The sequence below is a fragment of the Tenacibaculum discolor genome (genome assembly GCF_003664185.1).
Lineage (GTDB): Bacteria > Bacteroidota > Bacteroidia > Flavobacteriales > Flavobacteriaceae > Polaribacter > Polaribacter discolor.
Window position 1 is genome coordinate 157,012 of sequence record NZ_RCCS01000006.1, and the last position, 17,046, is coordinate 174,057.

15 protein-coding genes are annotated in these 17,046 nt (G+C 30.8%); 9 read left to right on the forward strand and 6 right to left on the reverse strand.

The features are described from left to right. Window positions 1-75 precede the first annotated feature (75 nt). The 3 genes from lysA to C8N27_RS06880 all read right to left on the reverse strand — a co-directional run bounded on the left by lysA (window position 76) and on the right by C8N27_RS06880 (window position 3,947). Window positions 76-1,281 (reverse strand): diaminopimelate decarboxylase, encoded by a 1,206-nt coding sequence (gene lysA, locus C8N27_RS06870; protein ID WP_099214472.1) that lies wholly within the window; start codon window positions 1,279-1,281, stop codon window positions 76-78. Between the two features lie 283 nt (window positions 1,282-1,564). Continuing rightward, complete coding sequence (gene pepT / locus C8N27_RS06875) at window positions 1,565-2,803, reverse strand: peptidase T (RefSeq protein ID WP_121146775.1); 1,239 nt, start codon at window positions 2,801-2,803, stop codon at window positions 1,565-1,567. Between the two features lie 70 nt (window positions 2,804-2,873). After that, window positions 2,874-3,947, reverse strand: a complete 1,074-nt coding sequence (locus C8N27_RS06880; protein ID WP_121146776.1) for a DUF3810 domain-containing protein — start codon at window positions 3,945-3,947, stop codon at window positions 2,874-2,876. 127 nt (window positions 3,948-4,074) lie between these two features. On the opposite strand from C8N27_RS06880, the gene dnaB reads away from it, so the two are divergent. The 4 genes from dnaB to C8N27_RS06900 all read left to right on the forward strand — a co-directional run bounded on the left by dnaB (window position 4,075) and on the right by C8N27_RS06900 (window position 9,268). Further along, window positions 4,075-5,589, forward strand: coding sequence for a replicative DNA helicase (dnaB, locus tag C8N27_RS06885; protein WP_047788883.1), 1,515 nt, complete (start codon window positions 4,075-4,077; stop codon window positions 5,587-5,589). Between the two features lie 147 nt (window positions 5,590-5,736). Next, window positions 5,737-6,921: an asparagine synthetase B gene (locus tag C8N27_RS06890; RefSeq protein WP_121146777.1), complete on the forward strand. Its 1,185-nt coding sequence runs from the start codon at window positions 5,737-5,739 to the stop codon at window positions 6,919-6,921. Window positions 6,922-7,226: 305 nt separating this feature from the next. Further along, window positions 7,227-8,276, forward strand: coding sequence for a hypothetical protein (locus tag C8N27_RS06895; protein WP_099214468.1), 1,050 nt, complete (start codon window positions 7,227-7,229; stop codon window positions 8,274-8,276). Window positions 8,277-8,359: 83 nt separating this feature from the next. Continuing rightward, complete coding sequence (locus C8N27_RS06900; RefSeq protein ID WP_121146778.1) at window positions 8,360-9,268, forward strand: hypothetical protein; 909 nt, start codon at window positions 8,360-8,362, stop codon at window positions 9,266-9,268. A gap of 25 nt (window positions 9,269-9,293) precedes the next feature. Here the strand turns inward: C8N27_RS06900 and C8N27_RS16195 are convergent, their stop codons facing one another. Together C8N27_RS16195 and C8N27_RS06910 are read right to left on the reverse strand one after the other, a co-directional pair. Beyond that, window positions 9,294-9,524, reverse strand: coding sequence for a helix-turn-helix domain-containing protein (locus C8N27_RS16195; RefSeq protein ID WP_121147007.1), 231 nt, complete (start codon window positions 9,522-9,524; stop codon window positions 9,294-9,296). Then, window positions 9,524-10,969, reverse strand: coding sequence for a hypothetical protein (locus C8N27_RS06910; RefSeq protein ID WP_121146779.1), 1,446 nt, complete (start codon window positions 10,967-10,969; stop codon window positions 9,524-9,526). Before C8N27_RS06910 ends, C8N27_RS16195 begins: the two co-directional genes overlap by 1 nt. A 321-nt stretch (window positions 10,970-11,290) precedes the next feature. Here C8N27_RS06910 and C8N27_RS06915 point away from each other — a divergent pair, with 321 nt between their 5' ends. From C8N27_RS06915 to C8N27_RS06925, 3 genes are all read left to right on the forward strand, one after another. Further along, entirely contained in the window at window positions 11,291-12,136 is an 846-nt protein-coding gene (locus C8N27_RS06915) for a transketolase (RefSeq protein WP_121146780.1), read from the forward strand. A 143-nt stretch (window positions 12,137-12,279) separates the two neighbouring features. Next, window positions 12,280-13,407, forward strand: a complete 1,128-nt coding sequence (bshA, locus tag C8N27_RS06920) for an N-acetyl-alpha-D-glucosaminyl L-malate synthase BshA (RefSeq protein ID WP_121146781.1) — start codon at window positions 12,280-12,282, stop codon at window positions 13,405-13,407. 48 nt (window positions 13,408-13,455) lie between these two features. Next, window positions 13,456-14,250 (forward strand): patatin-like phospholipase family protein, encoded by a 795-nt coding sequence (locus C8N27_RS06925; RefSeq protein ID WP_121146782.1) that lies wholly within the window; start codon window positions 13,456-13,458, stop codon window positions 14,248-14,250. Between the two features lie 17 nt (window positions 14,251-14,267). On the opposite strand, the gene aroB is transcribed toward C8N27_RS06925, so the two are convergent. After that, window positions 14,268-15,326, reverse strand: a complete 1,059-nt coding sequence (gene aroB, locus C8N27_RS06930) for a 3-dehydroquinate synthase (protein WP_121146783.1) — start codon at window positions 15,324-15,326, stop codon at window positions 14,268-14,270. Window positions 15,327-15,431: 105 nt separating this feature from the next. Here aroB and C8N27_RS06935 point away from each other — a divergent pair, with 105 nt between their 5' ends. Together C8N27_RS06935 and C8N27_RS06940 are read left to right on the forward strand one after the other, a co-directional pair. Further along, the gene (locus tag C8N27_RS06935; protein WP_099214461.1) at window positions 15,432-16,595 is read left to right on the forward strand and encodes a proline dehydrogenase family protein; all 1,164 of its coding nucleotides are present in this window, start codon (window positions 15,432-15,434) and stop codon (window positions 16,593-16,595) included. Continuing rightward, window positions 16,595-16,903: an LETM1 domain-containing protein gene (locus tag C8N27_RS06940; protein ID WP_099214460.1), complete on the forward strand. Its 309-nt coding sequence runs from the start codon at window positions 16,595-16,597 to the stop codon at window positions 16,901-16,903. The genes C8N27_RS06935 and C8N27_RS06940 overlap by 1 nt, the downstream gene beginning before the upstream one ends. Window positions 16,904-17,046 lie beyond the last annotated feature (143 nt).

The window sequence follows — 17,046 nt, forward strand, 5'->3', positions numbered from 1 at the left end:
TATAGTCTTTGAGGGGTTGATTATATTTTAAAAAAACTCTGACCTTAGTAAAGGTCAGAGTTTTTAAGTGTAGGACTATAAAGTAACACTTTCTTGATTCCTAAGAAGATCTTCCATAGTTTCCCTTTTTCTAATCAAGTAATCTTTTCCTTTGTAAATCATAACTTCAGCGGGTCTGAACCTTGAATTATAATTTGAAGCCATAGAAAAACAATACGCCCCTGCGTTATGGAAACACAATATATCATCTTCAGATATTTCACTTATTCTTCTATTAGAACCAAAGGTGTCATTTTCACAGATATATCCAACAATACTATAAAAACGTTCTCTTCCTTTTGGGTTAGATAGATTTTCTATGTAATGATAAGAGTTGTAAAACATAGGACGTATTAAGTGGTTTAAACCACTATCAATACCAGCAAAAACAGTAGAAGTTGTTTGTTTAATAACATTTACTTTTGCTAAAAAATACCCAGCTTCACTCACTAAAAATTTTCCAGGTTCAAACATTAGCGTAACTTCCTTACCGTAGTTTTTACAAAACTCATTAAATCGTGTAGATAACTTTTTACCTAACTCATTTATATCTGTTGAAATATCATCTTTTTTGTAGGGAACTTTAAATCCACTACCAAAATCAATGAAGTCAATATCTTTGAATTGTCTTGCTGTGTCAAATAAAATTTCTGTAGCTCTTAAAAAAGTATCAATATCTAAAATATCAGAACCAGTATGCATATGTATTCCGTTAATATGCATTCCTGTATTTTCAACAACTCTTTTTATATGAGGTACTTGATGAATTGAAATTCCAAACTTAGAATCGATATGACCTACAGATATTTTGCTATTTCCACCAGCCATTACATGCGGATTAATACGAATACAAACAGGAATTTTAGGGTGTTTTTGTCCGAATAACTCTAAAATGGATAAGTTATCAATATTAATTTGAACCCCTAATTTAGCTACTTCTTCTATTTCTTGTAGAGAAACTCCATTAGGTGTATATATAATTTCATGAGGCTCAAAACCTGCTAATAAGCCAAGTTTAACTTCTTGAATAGAAACTGTATCTAAACCGCTGTTAAGCTTGTTGAAAACCTTTAGAATATTAATGTTTGATAACGCTTTAACAGCATAATTAATCTTTACGTTTTTTACTTTAGAAAAAGCAGATGTTATCTTTTTATACTGAGAAATAATTTTTTCAGTGTCGTAAACATACAAAGGTGACTGATACTTATCAGCTAGCTTTAAAAGGTCTTGTCTATTCATTTACTTTAATATTTATCGGCAAAAGTATAGAGGTGACTGATTACAAAAAATAAAATGAAAGAAATTTACAAAATTGTGTTTTTTTGTAAAATTAGGGGTTTTACGTCTAGGCAAAAGGGAATTTTCCTATAATATAATCCTTTAAAAAGAATCATATTTGCGATGAAATAAAATTAAGGGGATTTATTTCAAACAGAATGATATTTTTTTAAGGGGTAAAAATATCATAAAAAAACTCTAGCGGAAGCTAGAGTTTTTGATTTTATATATGTTGTATGTAAAATTAATTAAACTTTACAGCTACTTTTTGTGCAATTCCAACAATTACTTCACTAGCTTTAACAATGCTTTCAGCAGGAACATATTCGTAACGTCCATGAAAGTTGTGACCACCAGCAAAAATGTTAGGGCATGGTAACCCTTTGTATGATAATTGAGAACCGTCAGTACCACCACGTATAGGTTTAATTAACGGAGTAATTCCCATATCTTTCATTACCTCTTCAGCAATATCAACAATGTGCATTACAGGAGTAACTTTTTCTTTCATGTTAAAATATTGATCTTTAATTTCAACAGAAACTAGTTTTTGTCCACGTTTAGCATTCAAAACTTCAGCTAAATCTAACATAGCTTTTTTACGATTGTTGAATTGATCCATATCATGATCTCTAATAATATAACTCAACGTAGTTTGTTCAACTTTACCTTCCATATGGTGTAAGTGGAAGAAACCTTCATAACCAGTTGTTCTTTCAGGAACTTCATCTTCAGGTAAAGCATTGATAAACTCACTAGCAATAAGCATAGAATTAATCATTTTACCTTTTGCATATCCTGGGTGTACAATTTTACCTTGAATAGTAACTGTAGCACCAGCAGCATTAAAGTTTTCGTATTCTAACTCACCAATTTGACTTCCATCCATGGTATAAGCCCATTCAGCTCCAAATTTCTCTACATCAAACATGTGAGCCCCTTTACCAACTTCTTCATCAGGAGTAAAGCAAATACGGATTTTACCATGTTTAATTTCTGGGTTTTGGATTAAATATTCCATTGCAGAAACAATTTCAGTAACACCAGCCTTATCATCAGCACCTAATAAAGTAGTACCGTCAGTAGTAATGATAGTTTGACCTTTATATTGTAATAAATCTTCAAAATAATCAGGAGATAAAACGATGTTCTCTTCTTTGTTTAATAAGATGTCTTTTCCGTCGTAATTATCATGAATTTGAGGCTTTACATTAGCTCCAGTAAAGTCTGGACTAGTATCAATATGAGCAACAAAACCAATAGTTGGTACTTCATAATCTAAATTACTAGGTAACGTTGCCATTAAATAGCAATTTTCATCTAATTCAACATCTTCCATTCCTATTTCCTTAAGTTCTTTTTCAAGAACTTTAGCTAAATTCCATTGTTTTTCAGTACTAGGAAATGCTGGGTTATTAGGATCACTTTCAGTATCAATAGTTACATACTTTACAAATCGGTCGATTATATGTTGTTTGTTCATCGTAGTATTTTTAAAGCATCAAAAATAGCCATTTCAAATGTATTTTGTCAATTGAAACAAGATGAAATTTTTAGGAATCTTTCTTTTTAAAATAAGCAATTAACAAATCAACAACATAACTATACGATTGAATCCCTTTAGATTGATTATTGGCTTTAAGATAAGAGTTATACCCTTTCTTTAAATAAGGTTCTATAGGGTTTTTAAACTGCTTCCAGTGTAAGTAAGTAGCTTTAAAATCTTTATAAATACCTTTGTTTACCGTTTTAGCTATTTCTTTACCTAATTCTTTATCTCTTTTATAAACTTGGCCTATGCAATAGTTATAAGCCATACGGTAGCCAGAATACTTAAAATATAAGTCTTTATTGGCTATTGAAGCTAAAAAACTCACAAAATTAGCATCATTCTCAGCTGCCCAACCAATTTGATGTGCCATTTCATGGCAGGTCGTTGCTGGATAACCAGTTTTAGGAATCATGTTGTTTACTTGAGCTTCTCCTGTTATTGGATTTAAATATCCTGAAGTTCCATTATAAGACTGAAATAAACTAACTAAAGAACTTTTAACAGAGGAAGTTTGATAAGCCAGTTGAGGGTATATTTTTGAGAGTTCTTGGAATCCAGTTGGAGCTAACTTATAAATTTCTCTTTGAGAATATGGAACTATTACAGAAACTGAATCATTTTTTGTTATTTGTAAATGAATTTTGTTTAGTTCTGTTACAATATGTTTAGTGGTTGAAATTAACTCATCAGTTGTATAGGTAGATTGTTTTAGTCCAAGATTCTTAGCCAAAGGCTGTCTAAAATAATTTAATCCCCAAAAAGCATAAAAACAAAAATAAATAATAGATAGAATTGCAATAAATTTTACTAACTTAGGAAGGAAGTTTTGAAACCTTTTTTTAATTAAATAATAGATAGATTTTAATAAAATGTAAAGCAAACCAAAACCAATTATATCCCCAACAGAAAAAGGAACCCAACCTAAAATAGTTCGAAAGAATTGAGAAATGTAAGGATAAATTCCGTTACTATAATAAAACTCAATCCACTGTGGTTTTTGGCTAATAAAAAGCACAAAAATTACTTGAACAGGTAAAAATAAAGCAACAAAAAAATATTTTTTTAGGTTATGCATGCCTCCAAAAATAAGAAAGTTGTAACGTTATCAACAAGTTAATAACAGTTTATTTACAAAAAATGTGCATAAAGAAAATTGAGCATAGTCTCTAAAAATATCATCTTAAAAATTTACTTTTGCTGTTATGGAAAGAACCCAATCTCTCAAAGGAACAAAAATAGATAAAGCTAGAATTATAAGCTTAGAAAAAGGAAAGTTACCACCGCAGGCTTTAGAGTTAGAAGAGGCTGTTTTGGGCGCTATGATGATTGATAAAAAAGGGATTGATGAAGTAATTGATATCTTGCATCCAGATGCTTTTTATGATAAAAGGCACCAAGAAATTTATGCAGCTATTTATGAGCTTTTCCAAAACTCAGAGCCAATTGATTTACTTTCTGTATCAAATCAATTAAAGAAAAATGGAAAGTTAGATTTAGCTGGAGGAGATTTTTACTTAATTGGGTTAACTCAAAAAGTAGCCTCATCTGCTCATATTGAATTTCACTCTAGAATTATCCTAGAAAAGTTTATTCAACGTAAACTAATTACCATTTCTTCAGAAATTATTGAAAATGCATATGATGAAACTGTTGATGTTTTTGATTTGTTAGATGATGCCGAAGGAAAATTATTTGAAGTAACACAAGGAAACCTTAAAAAAGGAGCTGAAAGAGCCGATTCGTTAGTACAACAATCGATTAATAAAATTCAAGAAATTTCAACCAAAGAGGGAATGAGTGGTTTGGCAACAGGATTTACCAAACTAGATGCATTAACCTCAGGTTGGCAACCTACCGATTTAATCATTATTGCAGCACGTCCCGGTATGGGTAAAACCGCTTTCGTAATATCGATGGCAAAAAATATGGCGATTGATTTCGGACACCCAGTAGCATTATTCTCACTAGAGATGTCATCGGTACAGTTAATTACCCGTATGATTTCTTCAGAAACAGGATTAACTTCTGAAAAATTACGTAAAGGAAACTTGGAACCACACGAATGGGAGCAATTAAACGTGAAGGTGAAAAAACTTTCTGATGCACCTATTTTTATTGATGATACACCTGCACTATCAATCTTTGATTTACGTGCAAAAGCACGTCGTTTAGTGTCGCAACACGGAGTTAAAATCTTAATTATTGATTACTTACAGTTAATGACAGCCGGAGGGGCAGGAGGTAACCGTGAACAAGAAATTTCGACGATTTCGCGTAACTTAAAAGCACTAGGTAAAGAATTAAATGTACCTGTAATTGCACTTTCTCAGTTATCACGTGCGGTTGAAACCCGTGGAGGAAGTAAACGTCCGTTACTATCCGATCTTCGTGAATCTGGAGCAATTGAGCAGGATGCCGATATTGTATCGTTTATTTATCGTCCTGAATACTATGGAATGACAGAATGGGATGATGATGATCACTCACCATGTGAAGGACAAGGAGAGTTTATTGTAGCAAAACACCGTAATGGTGGATTAGATAATATCCGTTTAAAGTTTACAGGACACTTGGCAAAATTCTCAGATTTAGAAGAAGGATTTAGTAGTGAATTCCAATCGAGTATGAACTCAGGATTTAACGATGAAGTAGCGTCTAGTAATTTTGCTTCACCAGAAGATGCTTTTGGACCTAGCGATGATGATGTTCCGTTTTAATCTTTAAATAAAACTTAAAATATTATAGAATACATAATTGCTTAAAAGTAATTGTGTATTTTAGTTTTTGATATGAAACAATTTCTCTACATACTAACATTTTTCCTTTTTTCTAACTCTCTATGGGCATCATTTATTTATGTACCTATGAGTAACGAAAATCAAAAAAATCATTTAAAAGCCTATGGTATTGTTTACTATGCTTTAGAAAATGGGTTGAAGGCAAAATGGTTATTGAATTATGATGGAGGTGCTTTCTTAATTGAAAATAATGAAGCAGTAGAAAAAGAATGCAAAATACGAGGTGTATCCTATCAAATCATTTCTGATGCTAAGTCAGCATTAATTTTAGAAGAAATTTCATCACCATCTAAAAACCAAGAAGCAGTAACTTTAGAAAAAGCCCCTAAAATAGCGGTGTATTCACCGAAAGATAAAATGCCGTGGGATGATGCAGTAACTATGGTACTGACATATGCTGAAATTCCGTTTGATGTAATCTATGATGAAGAAGTACTAAATGATAAACTATTGTTGTATGAATGGCTACACTTGCATCATGAGGACTTTACAGGTCAGTATGGGCGTTTTTATGGAGCTTTTAGAACAGCGCCTTGGTACATTCAACAAAAAAAAGATGCAGAAGCTTTAGCAAAAAAACTAGGATACAGTAAAGTATCAGAAGAAAAAGGAGACGTAGCTAAAAAAATCCGTGATTATGTAGTAGGTGGTGGGTTTATGTTTGCGATGTGCTCTGCAACCGATAGTTTTGATATTGCGCTGGCTGCAGATGGTGTAGATATTTGTGAAGGAATGTTTGATGGTGATGCTTCAGAACCTAATTACCAATCGAAAATAAATTTTAATAAAACATTTGCGTTTAAAGATTTTGAATTGATTCGGAATCCTACTACGTATGAGTTCTCTTCAATAGATATGACTCGTAAACGAAGAATAAGAAAAGAAGTAGACTACTTTGTATTAAAAGAATTTTCTGCAAAATGGGATCAAGTTCCAACAATGCTTACCCAAAACCACACGATGTTAGTAAAAGGTTTCATGGGGCAAACAACATCTTTTGATCCTAATACCATAAAATCTACCATCATTGTTTTAGGTGAAAACAAAACTAATAAAGAAGGACGTTATATTCATGGAACTAAAGGTAAGGGAATGTTTACCTTTTATGGTGGCCATGACCCTGAAGATTATCAGCATAGGGTAGGAGACCCTAAAACAGAATTAGATTTACACCCAACTTCACCAGGATATCGTTTAATATTGAATAATGTACTGTTTCCTGCAGCTAAAAAGAAAAAACAAAAAACTTAAATAATTGTAAATTAGTTATTTATGTTTGTTTTTTGTTAACTCCTATACCTTTTTAATAATCCTTAATATATTAATAACCTACGTTTAAGGTTTTTGTAAAGAAACTAGCTTTTTATTTATATAACTTAGTAAGAGTAAAACCAAAATTCATTTTGTAATGTGTTGAATGTTTTATGATTAGCGCGCAATTTCATATTTCATTCTTTAGTTTAATGGTTTGATCATCTGTTGAATAGTTTTGGTTTTTAGGCGTACACCGAAAAGCCTAAAAAGAGTAGGTAACACTAACTTAAAACTAAATTATTATGGCAACAAATCTAGCAAAGCCATCTAATGGTGCCTTGACTAAAGAGGTAGGAGAAGCAAATATGATATCTCCAACTAACGGAATGTACAACACGCTTTGTCAATCATTAAACTTAAGTGATAAAAGTTTTCAAATGATACAAGGGGTATTACCAGTACAAAATTTAGCTCAAGAACTATATAATTACTTTGATGGCATTCCCCCTAAATCTGTAGGCGTGTTGTATGAAGGAAACCCCTTAAATAACTTAAGTGGTAACTACGCTACTATGCTAAGTAAAACAGAAGATACTAATACGTTCTTGTACAAAATAGCTATGAGTAATTATACAAACTCTAACAATTGGATTGGAGGTAATATGGGGACAAACCCTATTTACACACCTAGCTTAGAGGAGTTAAAGACATTAGTTGATGTAAAAGGATCTACTGCAGATATTCATTTTGATTCATCAACATCAAATGATAATATTGAAAATTCTTGGGCACAGAGTAATGGTTCTTCAGGAGTAGGTTTCTGGGGAAAGAAATCTAATAGTGTATCAAAATCGTTGAATGAAAAAGCTTCAGCAAGCAGAATAACTGTTGACATGCATTTTCATAAATATGCTTTCTTACCTGTTAGAGCTGGTGGATGGTTTTTCTCAGGCTATTTTACAGATATGTATAAAAACCCAGATCAATTTCAATCAAAAGAAGACTGGAATAATTTATTTGGACCATCTGGTACCTTACAAAGAGTAAACAACCAAGCTTTACTTGTATCAGGTTATACAATAGAGGTAAAATCATGGGCAACTTATAGTCAATCTGACTACGAAGAAATTCAAAAAAGTACAGAAACTAATGTATGGCCATTCTATACGTCTGGATCTTCATCAAAAGCTACTTCAAGCTATAAATTTAATGATGATAAATCAATTTCTGTAAGAATTACATCTGAAAAAGGAAATTTACAAATTCTTGGTATGGGAGTAATTCCAACAGATAGAGCAGTAACAGGTGGTAGTGACAATCACATTTTAAAAGCACCTTCAAGATTAATTTAATCTTTTTTGGTAAAAAGAGCACATGGAAACATGTGCTCTACTTTATCTTTTTTAAATTAAATAATTAACTTAAAACTAAAGGTATGAAGTCCCCCGAGAGCCTCAATTATTTAGTATTAAATGAACTAGCAGGATTGTTTAACGCGCAACTATGTGATTTTACATTTTATGCAACTTTACCAGATTTACCCAAAACAGAAACTGATTTTGTAAAACTTCTTGATTCAGTTCCTATAGGAAACGAGTTTTTTGATAGTACAGTTCCCTTAAACTATTTTAGTGAGGTTTATGGAGAAATTCTGAAGGCGCAGATAAATCAACCTTTATCTATTGAAATAGGTTTGAATAATTATAATAATACTGAAAATTGGATAGTTCCCTATACCGTTCCAAAATATACGCCAACTATTAATACAGTTAAAGAAGCCATAGAAAATTCAAGTAAATCACATTTGATAGTTAAATCAAATCAGTATCCAATAAGAATCCCTGTTTATCCGGAATTTCCAGTTTTAGTAGTATCTAATCCTTTGATGGAGTTTAATAAACAAGTGGAAAAAGCGATTATTACAACCACTATAACCTTTAATCAGGCTTCAAGTCAAAGGATTTTATTTGGTAATTGGTTTTCATCAGCAGCTTTTTTGTATGCATATCAAACTCCGAGTAATTGGGATGATTCGGTAATTTCATGGGAAACTGTTTTTAATGAAGAAACAGGAATTTTAAAGTATATTAATTCATATATAACATCGGTTTCTGACATGACCATAGAAATACATATCTCTGGTAATTATAATAGAGAAACTATTACTATGTTAGAATCAGTACCTGAGCAAGTTATTTTTCCTTTTTATCAAAAAATTAATAACTCTAGTATTAGTTATAGATTGGAAGAAGATAAAAGTATCACTATACGATTAGTGATACCGAAAAATCAAAATTATGTTTTTGGAATGCAATATATAAGCGTTAAACACTTACTTACATAGACGTCAATAGTATGCAGTAACCTTTTTAATTAGTTTCTGTTTTTTCTAACTCTTTAATAAAATAAGAAGGTTTTATACTAGTGAATTTATAGAAAGCTTTTGAAAAAGACTCTGCATTTTTAAATCCGACTTCTTGTGCAATAGCTTTTACAGTATACTTTCTCCATAAAGTATCATTTTTAAGTTTTTCAACCGTATATTCTATCCTAAGTTGATTGACATAATTAGAAAAAGAAGTGTTTTTATATTGATTGATTACTTTCGATAAGTAGCTTGTATTGGTAACCGGTCAGCCAATAGTTGTAAGTTGATTTTAGAGTCTAAAAAATCTTCATGTGTTTCAAACATCTCAAGCCCTTCCATAAGAGTAGTGACAGTATCATCAGAAAGCACGTGTTTACTAGTAGCTTGTGTTATATTTTTCTCTATTTCTTTTGTTTTCGTAGCTTCATTTTGTTTCATCAGAGCGGCAAATCGCTTTTTATAAACTCTTTTTTTATTGATTTGATAACTTATTAAAACAAATGAAAAAACTAACAAAGAAATATAAATAATTTTGTTTCTTCTAGACTCCTGTACTTCATTCTCTAACTTTTCAATAACTTGTTTCTTTTCTGCTAATAGGTTAGGGATGTCGTATTTTTCAGTAAGGATTTTATTTATTTTATTTTTTTCGTTCAGGTTGAAATCTTTTAACTTTAGTAATTTTTCTATATATAATAGTTGTTTTTTTAAGTTATTCTTTTTTCTATAATGCTTTAAAAGAAACATAAAACTATCTTCTAATTTTTTTGAAGATAAATTTTTAATTTTATAGATAGAATCGGCTTTTTTATGATACTTAAGGGAAGAGCTATAATTATTAATAGAGTCATAAGAAATACCCATTAAAGTATATGTTTGGTTAAGTACTACATAATTCTCGTCTTCAATTATAAATGGTATAAATTGATGAAACCCAATTAACGCTTTTTCATATTTTTTATTTTCAAAATTAATTAATGATTTCATAAAATATGAAAAATGTAAAAATAGTGTATCATTTGACTTTTTACTTGAATTAATACTTTTAGCGTTGTAATAATATGCTGAGTCTAAGTTTTTTTTCTTTAAGTGAATTGAAGTGATGTTGTTAAGTAAAGAAAGATACTCGTTTGTTTTATGTAATTTATTTCTGTTTTTTAAGTATTTGAAAGCTTTTAGATAAAAAGAAAGAGCTCTTTCTTTTTCACCTATTGATGATTTAATCATTCCCAAATACATATTCTTGTATGCTTTAATACTATCTTTTGTTTCATTAACTAAAAGAAATTCTTTTAGGGCTTCGCTATTCCTCCTTTTATGGAAGAAGAACTTACCTTTTTGAAAGTAAATAATTGATGGGTATTTTTTAGTCGGTTTATTTTTAGTTATTCTAATTAGTGAGTCACAAAAATTTAAATAGATGTCTTCATTATTTAAAATGTCAGCTAAAAAATATTTACCAGACATCATCCGTAAAGTATCTTTTTCTTTTAAAGCTTTTGAAAAATACTTTTTAGCATATATAGTTGCTTTTAAAGTATCAGGTTTACTTGTATAAAAAAGTTCAGATAGTTCTTCAAAACTTTTTTGTAATAGTGTGTCTTGTTTTATATGATTTTGAGAATAAACTTTTAAACTTAATCCAATAACTAGGAGTAAAACAAATATCTTTTTCATAAAAAATAATCAAATAGAGGCCAAAAGTACCAAAAAATCATGATTTTTTGATTTTAATTAACATGTTGTAAATGAGTTTTTTATCTATTTATAAAAGGCGTTTTTTATAAAATACGTGTATAACTATTTGTAAATCAAACAAACAAACAAGTTCTTTGAACCACGTAAATAAAGGGTTCAGTAATTATTCAATTAGAAAGGGAAAATTTAACGAAAAAGAAAACTTAACTCATATGAACCCTTTTTCTTTTACTTAAATAAAAAAGTAATTGCTCATTTTTCCATAATCAATTACATTTGTGGGCATAAAACAAAACAATAATGCCAACAACACAACAATTACAAGAGTTTACACAACAAGTTCGTAGAGACATCGTACGCATGGTACATGCTGTAAATTCAGGACATCCAGGAGGATCTTTAGGATGTGCAGAATTTTTTACGTGTTTATACCAAGAAATCATGGATTATTCTACTGATTTTTCTATGGATGGTAAAAACGAAGACTTATTCTTTTTATCAAACGGACATATTTCGCCAGTTTATTATAGTGTTTTAGCTCGTAGTGGATTTTTTCCTGTAGCTGAGTTAGATACATTTAGAAAATTAGACTCTCGTTTACAAGGACACCCAACTACACACGAGCACTTACCAGGAATACGTATTGCTTCGGGGTCGTTAGGTCAAGGTATGAGTGTTGCTATTGGTGCTGCTCAGGCAAAAAAGTTAGACGGTGATAACAAAACTGTATATTCATTACATGGTGATGGAGAGTTACAAGAAGGTCAAATTTGGGAGGCTGTTATGTATGCAGCGGCTAAAAAAGTTGACAATTTAATTTCTACGGTAGATGTAAACGAAAAGCAAATAGATGGATCTACTGATGAAGTTTTAGCTATGGGAAGCCTAAAAGCTAAATTTAAAGCTTTTGGTTGGGACGTTGTAGAGATTGCAGAAGGTAATAATGTTGAAGCTGTTTTAGCAGGAATGGCAGAAGCAAAGTCACGCACAGGTAATGGAAAGCCGGTTTGTGTATTATTACGCACAGAAATGGGGAATGGAGTTGATTTTATGATGAATACACATGCATGGCATGGTAAAGCACCTAATGATGAACAGTTAGAGGTTGCTTTAGCTCAAAATCCTGAAACTTTAGGAGATTACTAAGAAAAACTTTATAATCAATATTAAAAACGCCATTACAAACTACGTAATGGCGTTTTATTTTATGAAAATCTTTACAAAAAAAAGTAAGTAATACCGTAAATTTACGTCAGTAATTATATTCAAAAAATAATCAACAGATACACATGAAAATAGGAATTGTATGTTATCCTACCTTTGGAGGGAGTGGAGTAGTAGCAACCGAATTAGGAATGGCATTAGCAGATAAGGGACACGAAGTACATTTTATAACTTACAATCAACCTGTTCGATTAGATTTCTTTTCTCACCGTTTACATTTTCATGAAGTTGTTTTAGAAGAATATCCACTATTCCAATATCAGCCTTACGAGTTAGCTTTATCTAGTAAGATGGTAGAAATAGTACAAAAATATGATCTTGAAGTATTACATGTACATTACGCGATTCCACATGCATATGCTGCCTATATGGCAAAAAAGATGCTTGAAGATAAGGGGATTGATGTAAAGGTTGTAACAACACTACATGGTACAGATATAACCTTGGTAGGAAGCCATCCAACATACAAAACAGCAGTAGAATTTAGTATAAACAAATCGGATGAAGTTACTGCCGTATCCAACAGTTTAAAAGAAGATACACTTCGATTATTTAATATAGAAAAAGATATTAAAGTTGTATATAATTTTATTGATGGTGAAAAGTATGATAAGGCACATGAAGGAGAGTGTAAAAGAGAAGCATTAGCTAAACCAGAAGAGAGAATATTAACACATATAAGTAATTTTAGACCTGTAAAACGTACTGACGATGTAATTCGAATTTTTAATAAAGTTCAAAAAGAAGTTCCTTCAAAATTATTGATGGTTGGTGATGGACCAGAACGCTTAAAAGCGGAAAATTTAGCTAAAGAGTTAGAAATTGAAGACAAGGTTCTTTTTATGGGAAATAGTACAGAAGTTGCAAAAATACTATGTTATACAGATGTGTTTTTATTACCATCTGAAACAGAAAGTTTTGGGTTAGCAGCTTTAGAAGCTATGGCCGCAAGTACACCAGTTATTTCTACAAATACAGGAGGATTACCAGAAGTAAACATTAATGGAATAACAGGCTTTTTAAGTGAGTTAGGTGATATTGAAGGTATGGCCAATAATGCAATTAATATCCTAAAAGATGATACGGTTTTAAATGAGTTTAAAGAAAATGCTAAAGAACATATAAAGTTATTTTCTTTAGATAATATTTTACCAGCTTATGAAAAACTCTATAAAAAATGTTATGTGAGTTAATTATAGAATTATTATACTATATTTAAGAAAGCTAATAAATAGAAAAAGATGATTAAAGAAAAATATCAATGTTCTCTTGAAAAAATAAAAAACTTAGACACTAATGTACCAATTAATTTAGTGTTAAGTGGAGGAGCAGAAAAAGGAGTGGCTCATATTGCTTTATTAGAAAAACTTGAAGAGTTAAACATTAAAATAAATGCTATTTCGGCTTGTAGTTCAGGCTCTCTTGTAGGATCTATGTATGCTTCAGGAATGAGGCCAAAAGAAATATTAAATTTTTTTAAAACGACAGAAATTTTCCAGTTTACATGGATAACAATTGCTAAACCAGGAATTTTTAATTCCTCGAATTATGCAAGATTAATTAAAGATAAAATTAAACCAACATTTGAAGAACTAGAGATACCTTTAACGGTATCAACAACCAATTTAAATAGAGGTACAACTGAGTATTTTCATGAAGGTGAGTTATTAAAACCAGTTTTAGCTTCATGCGCATTACCAGGTTTATTCAATCCTGTGAAAATAAACGATATGCTTTATTCTGATGGAGGAATAATAGACAACTTTCCAACTACACCATTCAAAGATTCTGAATATCCTATTGTAGGAAGTTATGTAGTATATCCTTCTGAAAAAACAAGTGAAGAATTAAATACAACTCTAAAAGTTTTAGCACACACATCTAAGCTTTTGATGTTGTCTTCAGAAGAACATAAGTTTTTTAAAACATATGCTACTATTTGTTTTCCTTTAGGTGAATTTAGTGGATTCAGTACTAAAGAAGTAGATGCTATTTATAAAACAGCCAAGGAGTATATAAATGGAAAACTAAAATAAAGATGTAAAAAAACTCTTTATGAATTATAAAATTGTAAACTTTCTTTGATTAATTCATCAGAAGCTTTACTATTTATTTTAAAATCTTCATAATCATTTAGTAGTACAAAGTTAATTTCTCCTCCTATATTCTTTTTATCGTGTTTCATTAACTCAAGAATAGGTTGAAAATCTTCTTTTGATAACGGTACTTTACCATATATCTTAATAATAGCATCTTTTATTTCAGAGACTTTATCTTCAGAAAATTCTAAAACTTTTGATGATAAATAAGCTTCGCAAACCATTCCAATAGCAATAGCTTCACCATGTGTTAAGGCTTCTTTTTTCGGGTTCTCTAAAAAATAAGACTCTACACCATGTCCAATAGTATGTCCCCAATTTAAAACCTTACGAACTCCTTGTTCTTTAGGATCTTCCAAAACAACTTCATTCTTAATTTCTATCGAGCGATGAATTAAATCAACAATATTTAGTTTGTCGTTATCTTTAATTTCATTGAACAAACGAATATCATGAGTCATTCCATACTTAATGATTTCTGCAGTACCAGAACGAATTTCTCTGGGAGTTAATGTATGCAAATATTCAGGGTCAATAATAATTAACTCAGGATTAGCAAATACACCAATTTGATTTTTTAACACACCTAAATCAACACCTGTTTTACCACCAACAGAAGCATCTACCATACTTAACAAAGTAGTAGGAATGTTTACAAAATCAATTCCACGCTTAAAAGTAGAAGCTACAAAACCACCTAAATCAGTAATAACACCGCCACCTAAAGTTATTAACAAGCTTTTTCTGTCAGCACCTAATTCAGTCATTACATTCCAAACGCCCATACAAGTTTCTATATTCTTATGAACCTCACCAGCATCAATTTGAATAACTTCAATCGGCTTATCTGTAGCAAATAATTGCATAAATCGAGGGTAACAAAAATCTAAAGTGTTGTCATCCACTAAAATAAAAACTGAAGAATAATCTTTTTCAGAAACTAAAGAAGTTAATTCATTATAGCCTTTTTCTTCAAAATGAATAGGGTATGTTGCTGCGTTAATTGTGGTCATAATAACAAAAAAATATAAGGCGAAATTAAATAGAAAAAATTAAAATATATCAGTCTACTCAATTATATTTGTCTCTATTAATTAAGATATAATATTACCTCGATAATGAGACTTTTTGACAATACAGAAACTGCTTTTAAATTAAAATCTGACTCAGAGTTAGAACGCGCATATTTTTTGTTTAAAATGATTCAGAGCCAGCCAATGGTTAGAATAGGTACTGCGGTAACAAACTTTGCTTTAAAAGCACATTTACCAGTTGAAGGGTTAATCCGTTCAACAGTTTTTGATCATTTTTGTGGAGGAGTAAGTGAAGATGATTGCTTACCGAATATCGAAAAAATGTACGAACAAGGTAATGTACATAGTATTTTAGACTACTCAGTTGAAGGAAAAGAAGACGAAGCTCAGTTTGATGACGCTTTAAAAATGACTTTAAAAACGATTGATTTTGCTGAAGAAAAACAATCTATACCTTACGCAGTTTTTAAACCAACAGGTTTTGGGCGTTTCGCTTTATATCAAAAGTTAACTGAAGGAAAAGAATTAACTTCAGAGGAAAAAGTAGAGTGGGATAGAGTTGTAGAACGTTTTCATACTGTATGTAAAGCAGCAAAAGCTAAAGATGTTCCGTTATTGATAGATGCTGAAGAAAGTTGGATGCAAGATGCTGCTGATGATTTAATTGAAGAGTTAATGGAAATTTACAATAAAGAAAAGGCTATTGTTTTTAATACGCTACAAATGTATCGTCACGATCGTATGGAGTATTTACGAAACTTACACCAAAGAGCACATCAAAAAGGATATCATATTGGAATGAAAGTTGTTCGTGGAGCTTATATGGAAAAAGAGCGTGAAAGAGCCAAAGAAAAAGGTTATGAATCTCCTATTTGTGTAGATAAACAAGCAACTGATGACAATTATAACGAAGCAGTTCGTTATATGATGGATCACAAAAATATGGCAATTTTTGCTGGAACTCATAATGAAGATAGTTCATATTTATTGATGGACTTAGCAAAAGAACATAATATTGCGGCTAATGATAAACGTATGTGGTTTGGTCAATTATATGGAATGAGCGACCATATTAGTTTTAATTTAGCTAAAGAAGGATATAATGTGGCGAAGTATGTTCCTTTTGGGCCTGTTCGTGACGTTATGCCGTATTTAATACGTAGGGCAGAGGAAAATACTTCCGTAGCTGGACAAACTTCGAGAGAATTGAATTTACTTAAAACAGAAAAAGCACGTAGAAAGCTTTAATGAATACAGTTGATGAAATAAAAGTAGCTATCAATAAAAACAAAAAAAGATTAGCTAAAGAGCTCCAAGAAAGTAAGGAGCTTATCTTTCTTGTTAGAAAGTCACTAACAACTTCATTAACAGACGAAGAAAAGGCAAAAGTAAAAGAACAAACACTTGATATTTGCAAAGCAATTCCTGCATTTACAGTGTTTATGCTACCAGGAGGAGCATTACTTTTGCCTTTACTTATAAAATTAATTCCAGACATTCTACCAAGCGCTTTTAAGGCAGATGATGAAGAGTTGGAAGACCCTAAGTTAGAATAACTTCCCTATAAATTATGCTTTTTATCTAAGTATGATAAAAAATAAAATCATTTAAAACTCTTTAAAAACAAGAGAAAAGCATATAAAAAGACGCTTTTATAAGGTTTTAAATGAAACATTACGAATTCATAAATAAAATTTCG

What these genes read in the sequence shown, in the direction of transcription:
- C8N27_RS06900 (WP_121146778.1), top strand. Translation starts at nt 8,360, where the DNA reads ATGAAGTCCCCCGAGAGCCTCAATTATTTAGTATTAAATGAACTAGCA.
- C8N27_RS06935 (WP_099214461.1), top strand. Translation starts at nt 15,432, where the DNA reads ATGAGACTTTTTGACAATACAGAAACTGCTTTTAAATTAAAATCTGAC.
- C8N27_RS06940 (WP_099214460.1), top strand. Translation starts at nt 16,595, where the DNA reads ATGAATACAGTTGATGAAATAAAAGTAGCTATCAATAAAAACAAAAAA.
- C8N27_RS06880 (WP_121146776.1), bottom strand. Translation starts at nt 3,947, where the DNA reads ATGCATAACCTAAAAAAATATTTTTTTGTTGCTTTATTTTTACCTGTT.
- C8N27_RS06895 (WP_099214468.1), top strand. Translation starts at nt 7,227, where the DNA reads ATGGCAACAAATCTAGCAAAGCCATCTAATGGTGCCTTGACTAAAGAG.
- aroB (WP_121146783.1), bottom strand. Translation starts at nt 15,326, where the DNA reads ATGACCACAATTAACGCAGCAACATACCCTATTCATTTTGAAGAAAAA.
- C8N27_RS06915 (WP_121146780.1), top strand. Translation starts at nt 11,291, where the DNA reads ATGCCAACAACACAACAATTACAAGAGTTTACACAACAAGTTCGTAGA.
- C8N27_RS06925 (WP_121146782.1), top strand. Translation starts at nt 13,456, where the DNA reads ATGATTAAAGAAAAATATCAATGTTCTCTTGAAAAAATAAAAAACTTA.
- C8N27_RS06890 (WP_121146777.1), top strand. Translation starts at nt 5,737, where the DNA reads ATGAGTAACGAAAATCAAAAAAATCATTTAAAAGCCTATGGTATTGTT.
- lysA (WP_099214472.1), bottom strand. Translation starts at nt 1,281, where the DNA reads ATGAATAGACAAGACCTTTTAAAGCTAGCTGATAAGTATCAGTCACCT.
- C8N27_RS06910 (WP_121146779.1), bottom strand. Translation starts at nt 10,969, where the DNA reads ATGAAAAAGATATTTGTTTTACTCCTAGTTATTGGATTAAGTTTAAAA.
- pepT (WP_121146775.1), bottom strand. Translation starts at nt 2,803, where the DNA reads ATGAACAAACAACATATAATCGACCGATTTGTAAAGTATGTAACTATT.
- bshA (WP_121146781.1), top strand. Translation starts at nt 12,280, where the DNA reads ATGAAAATAGGAATTGTATGTTATCCTACCTTTGGAGGGAGTGGAGTA.
- dnaB (WP_047788883.1), top strand. Translation starts at nt 4,075, where the DNA reads ATGGAAAGAACCCAATCTCTCAAAGGAACAAAAATAGATAAAGCTAGA.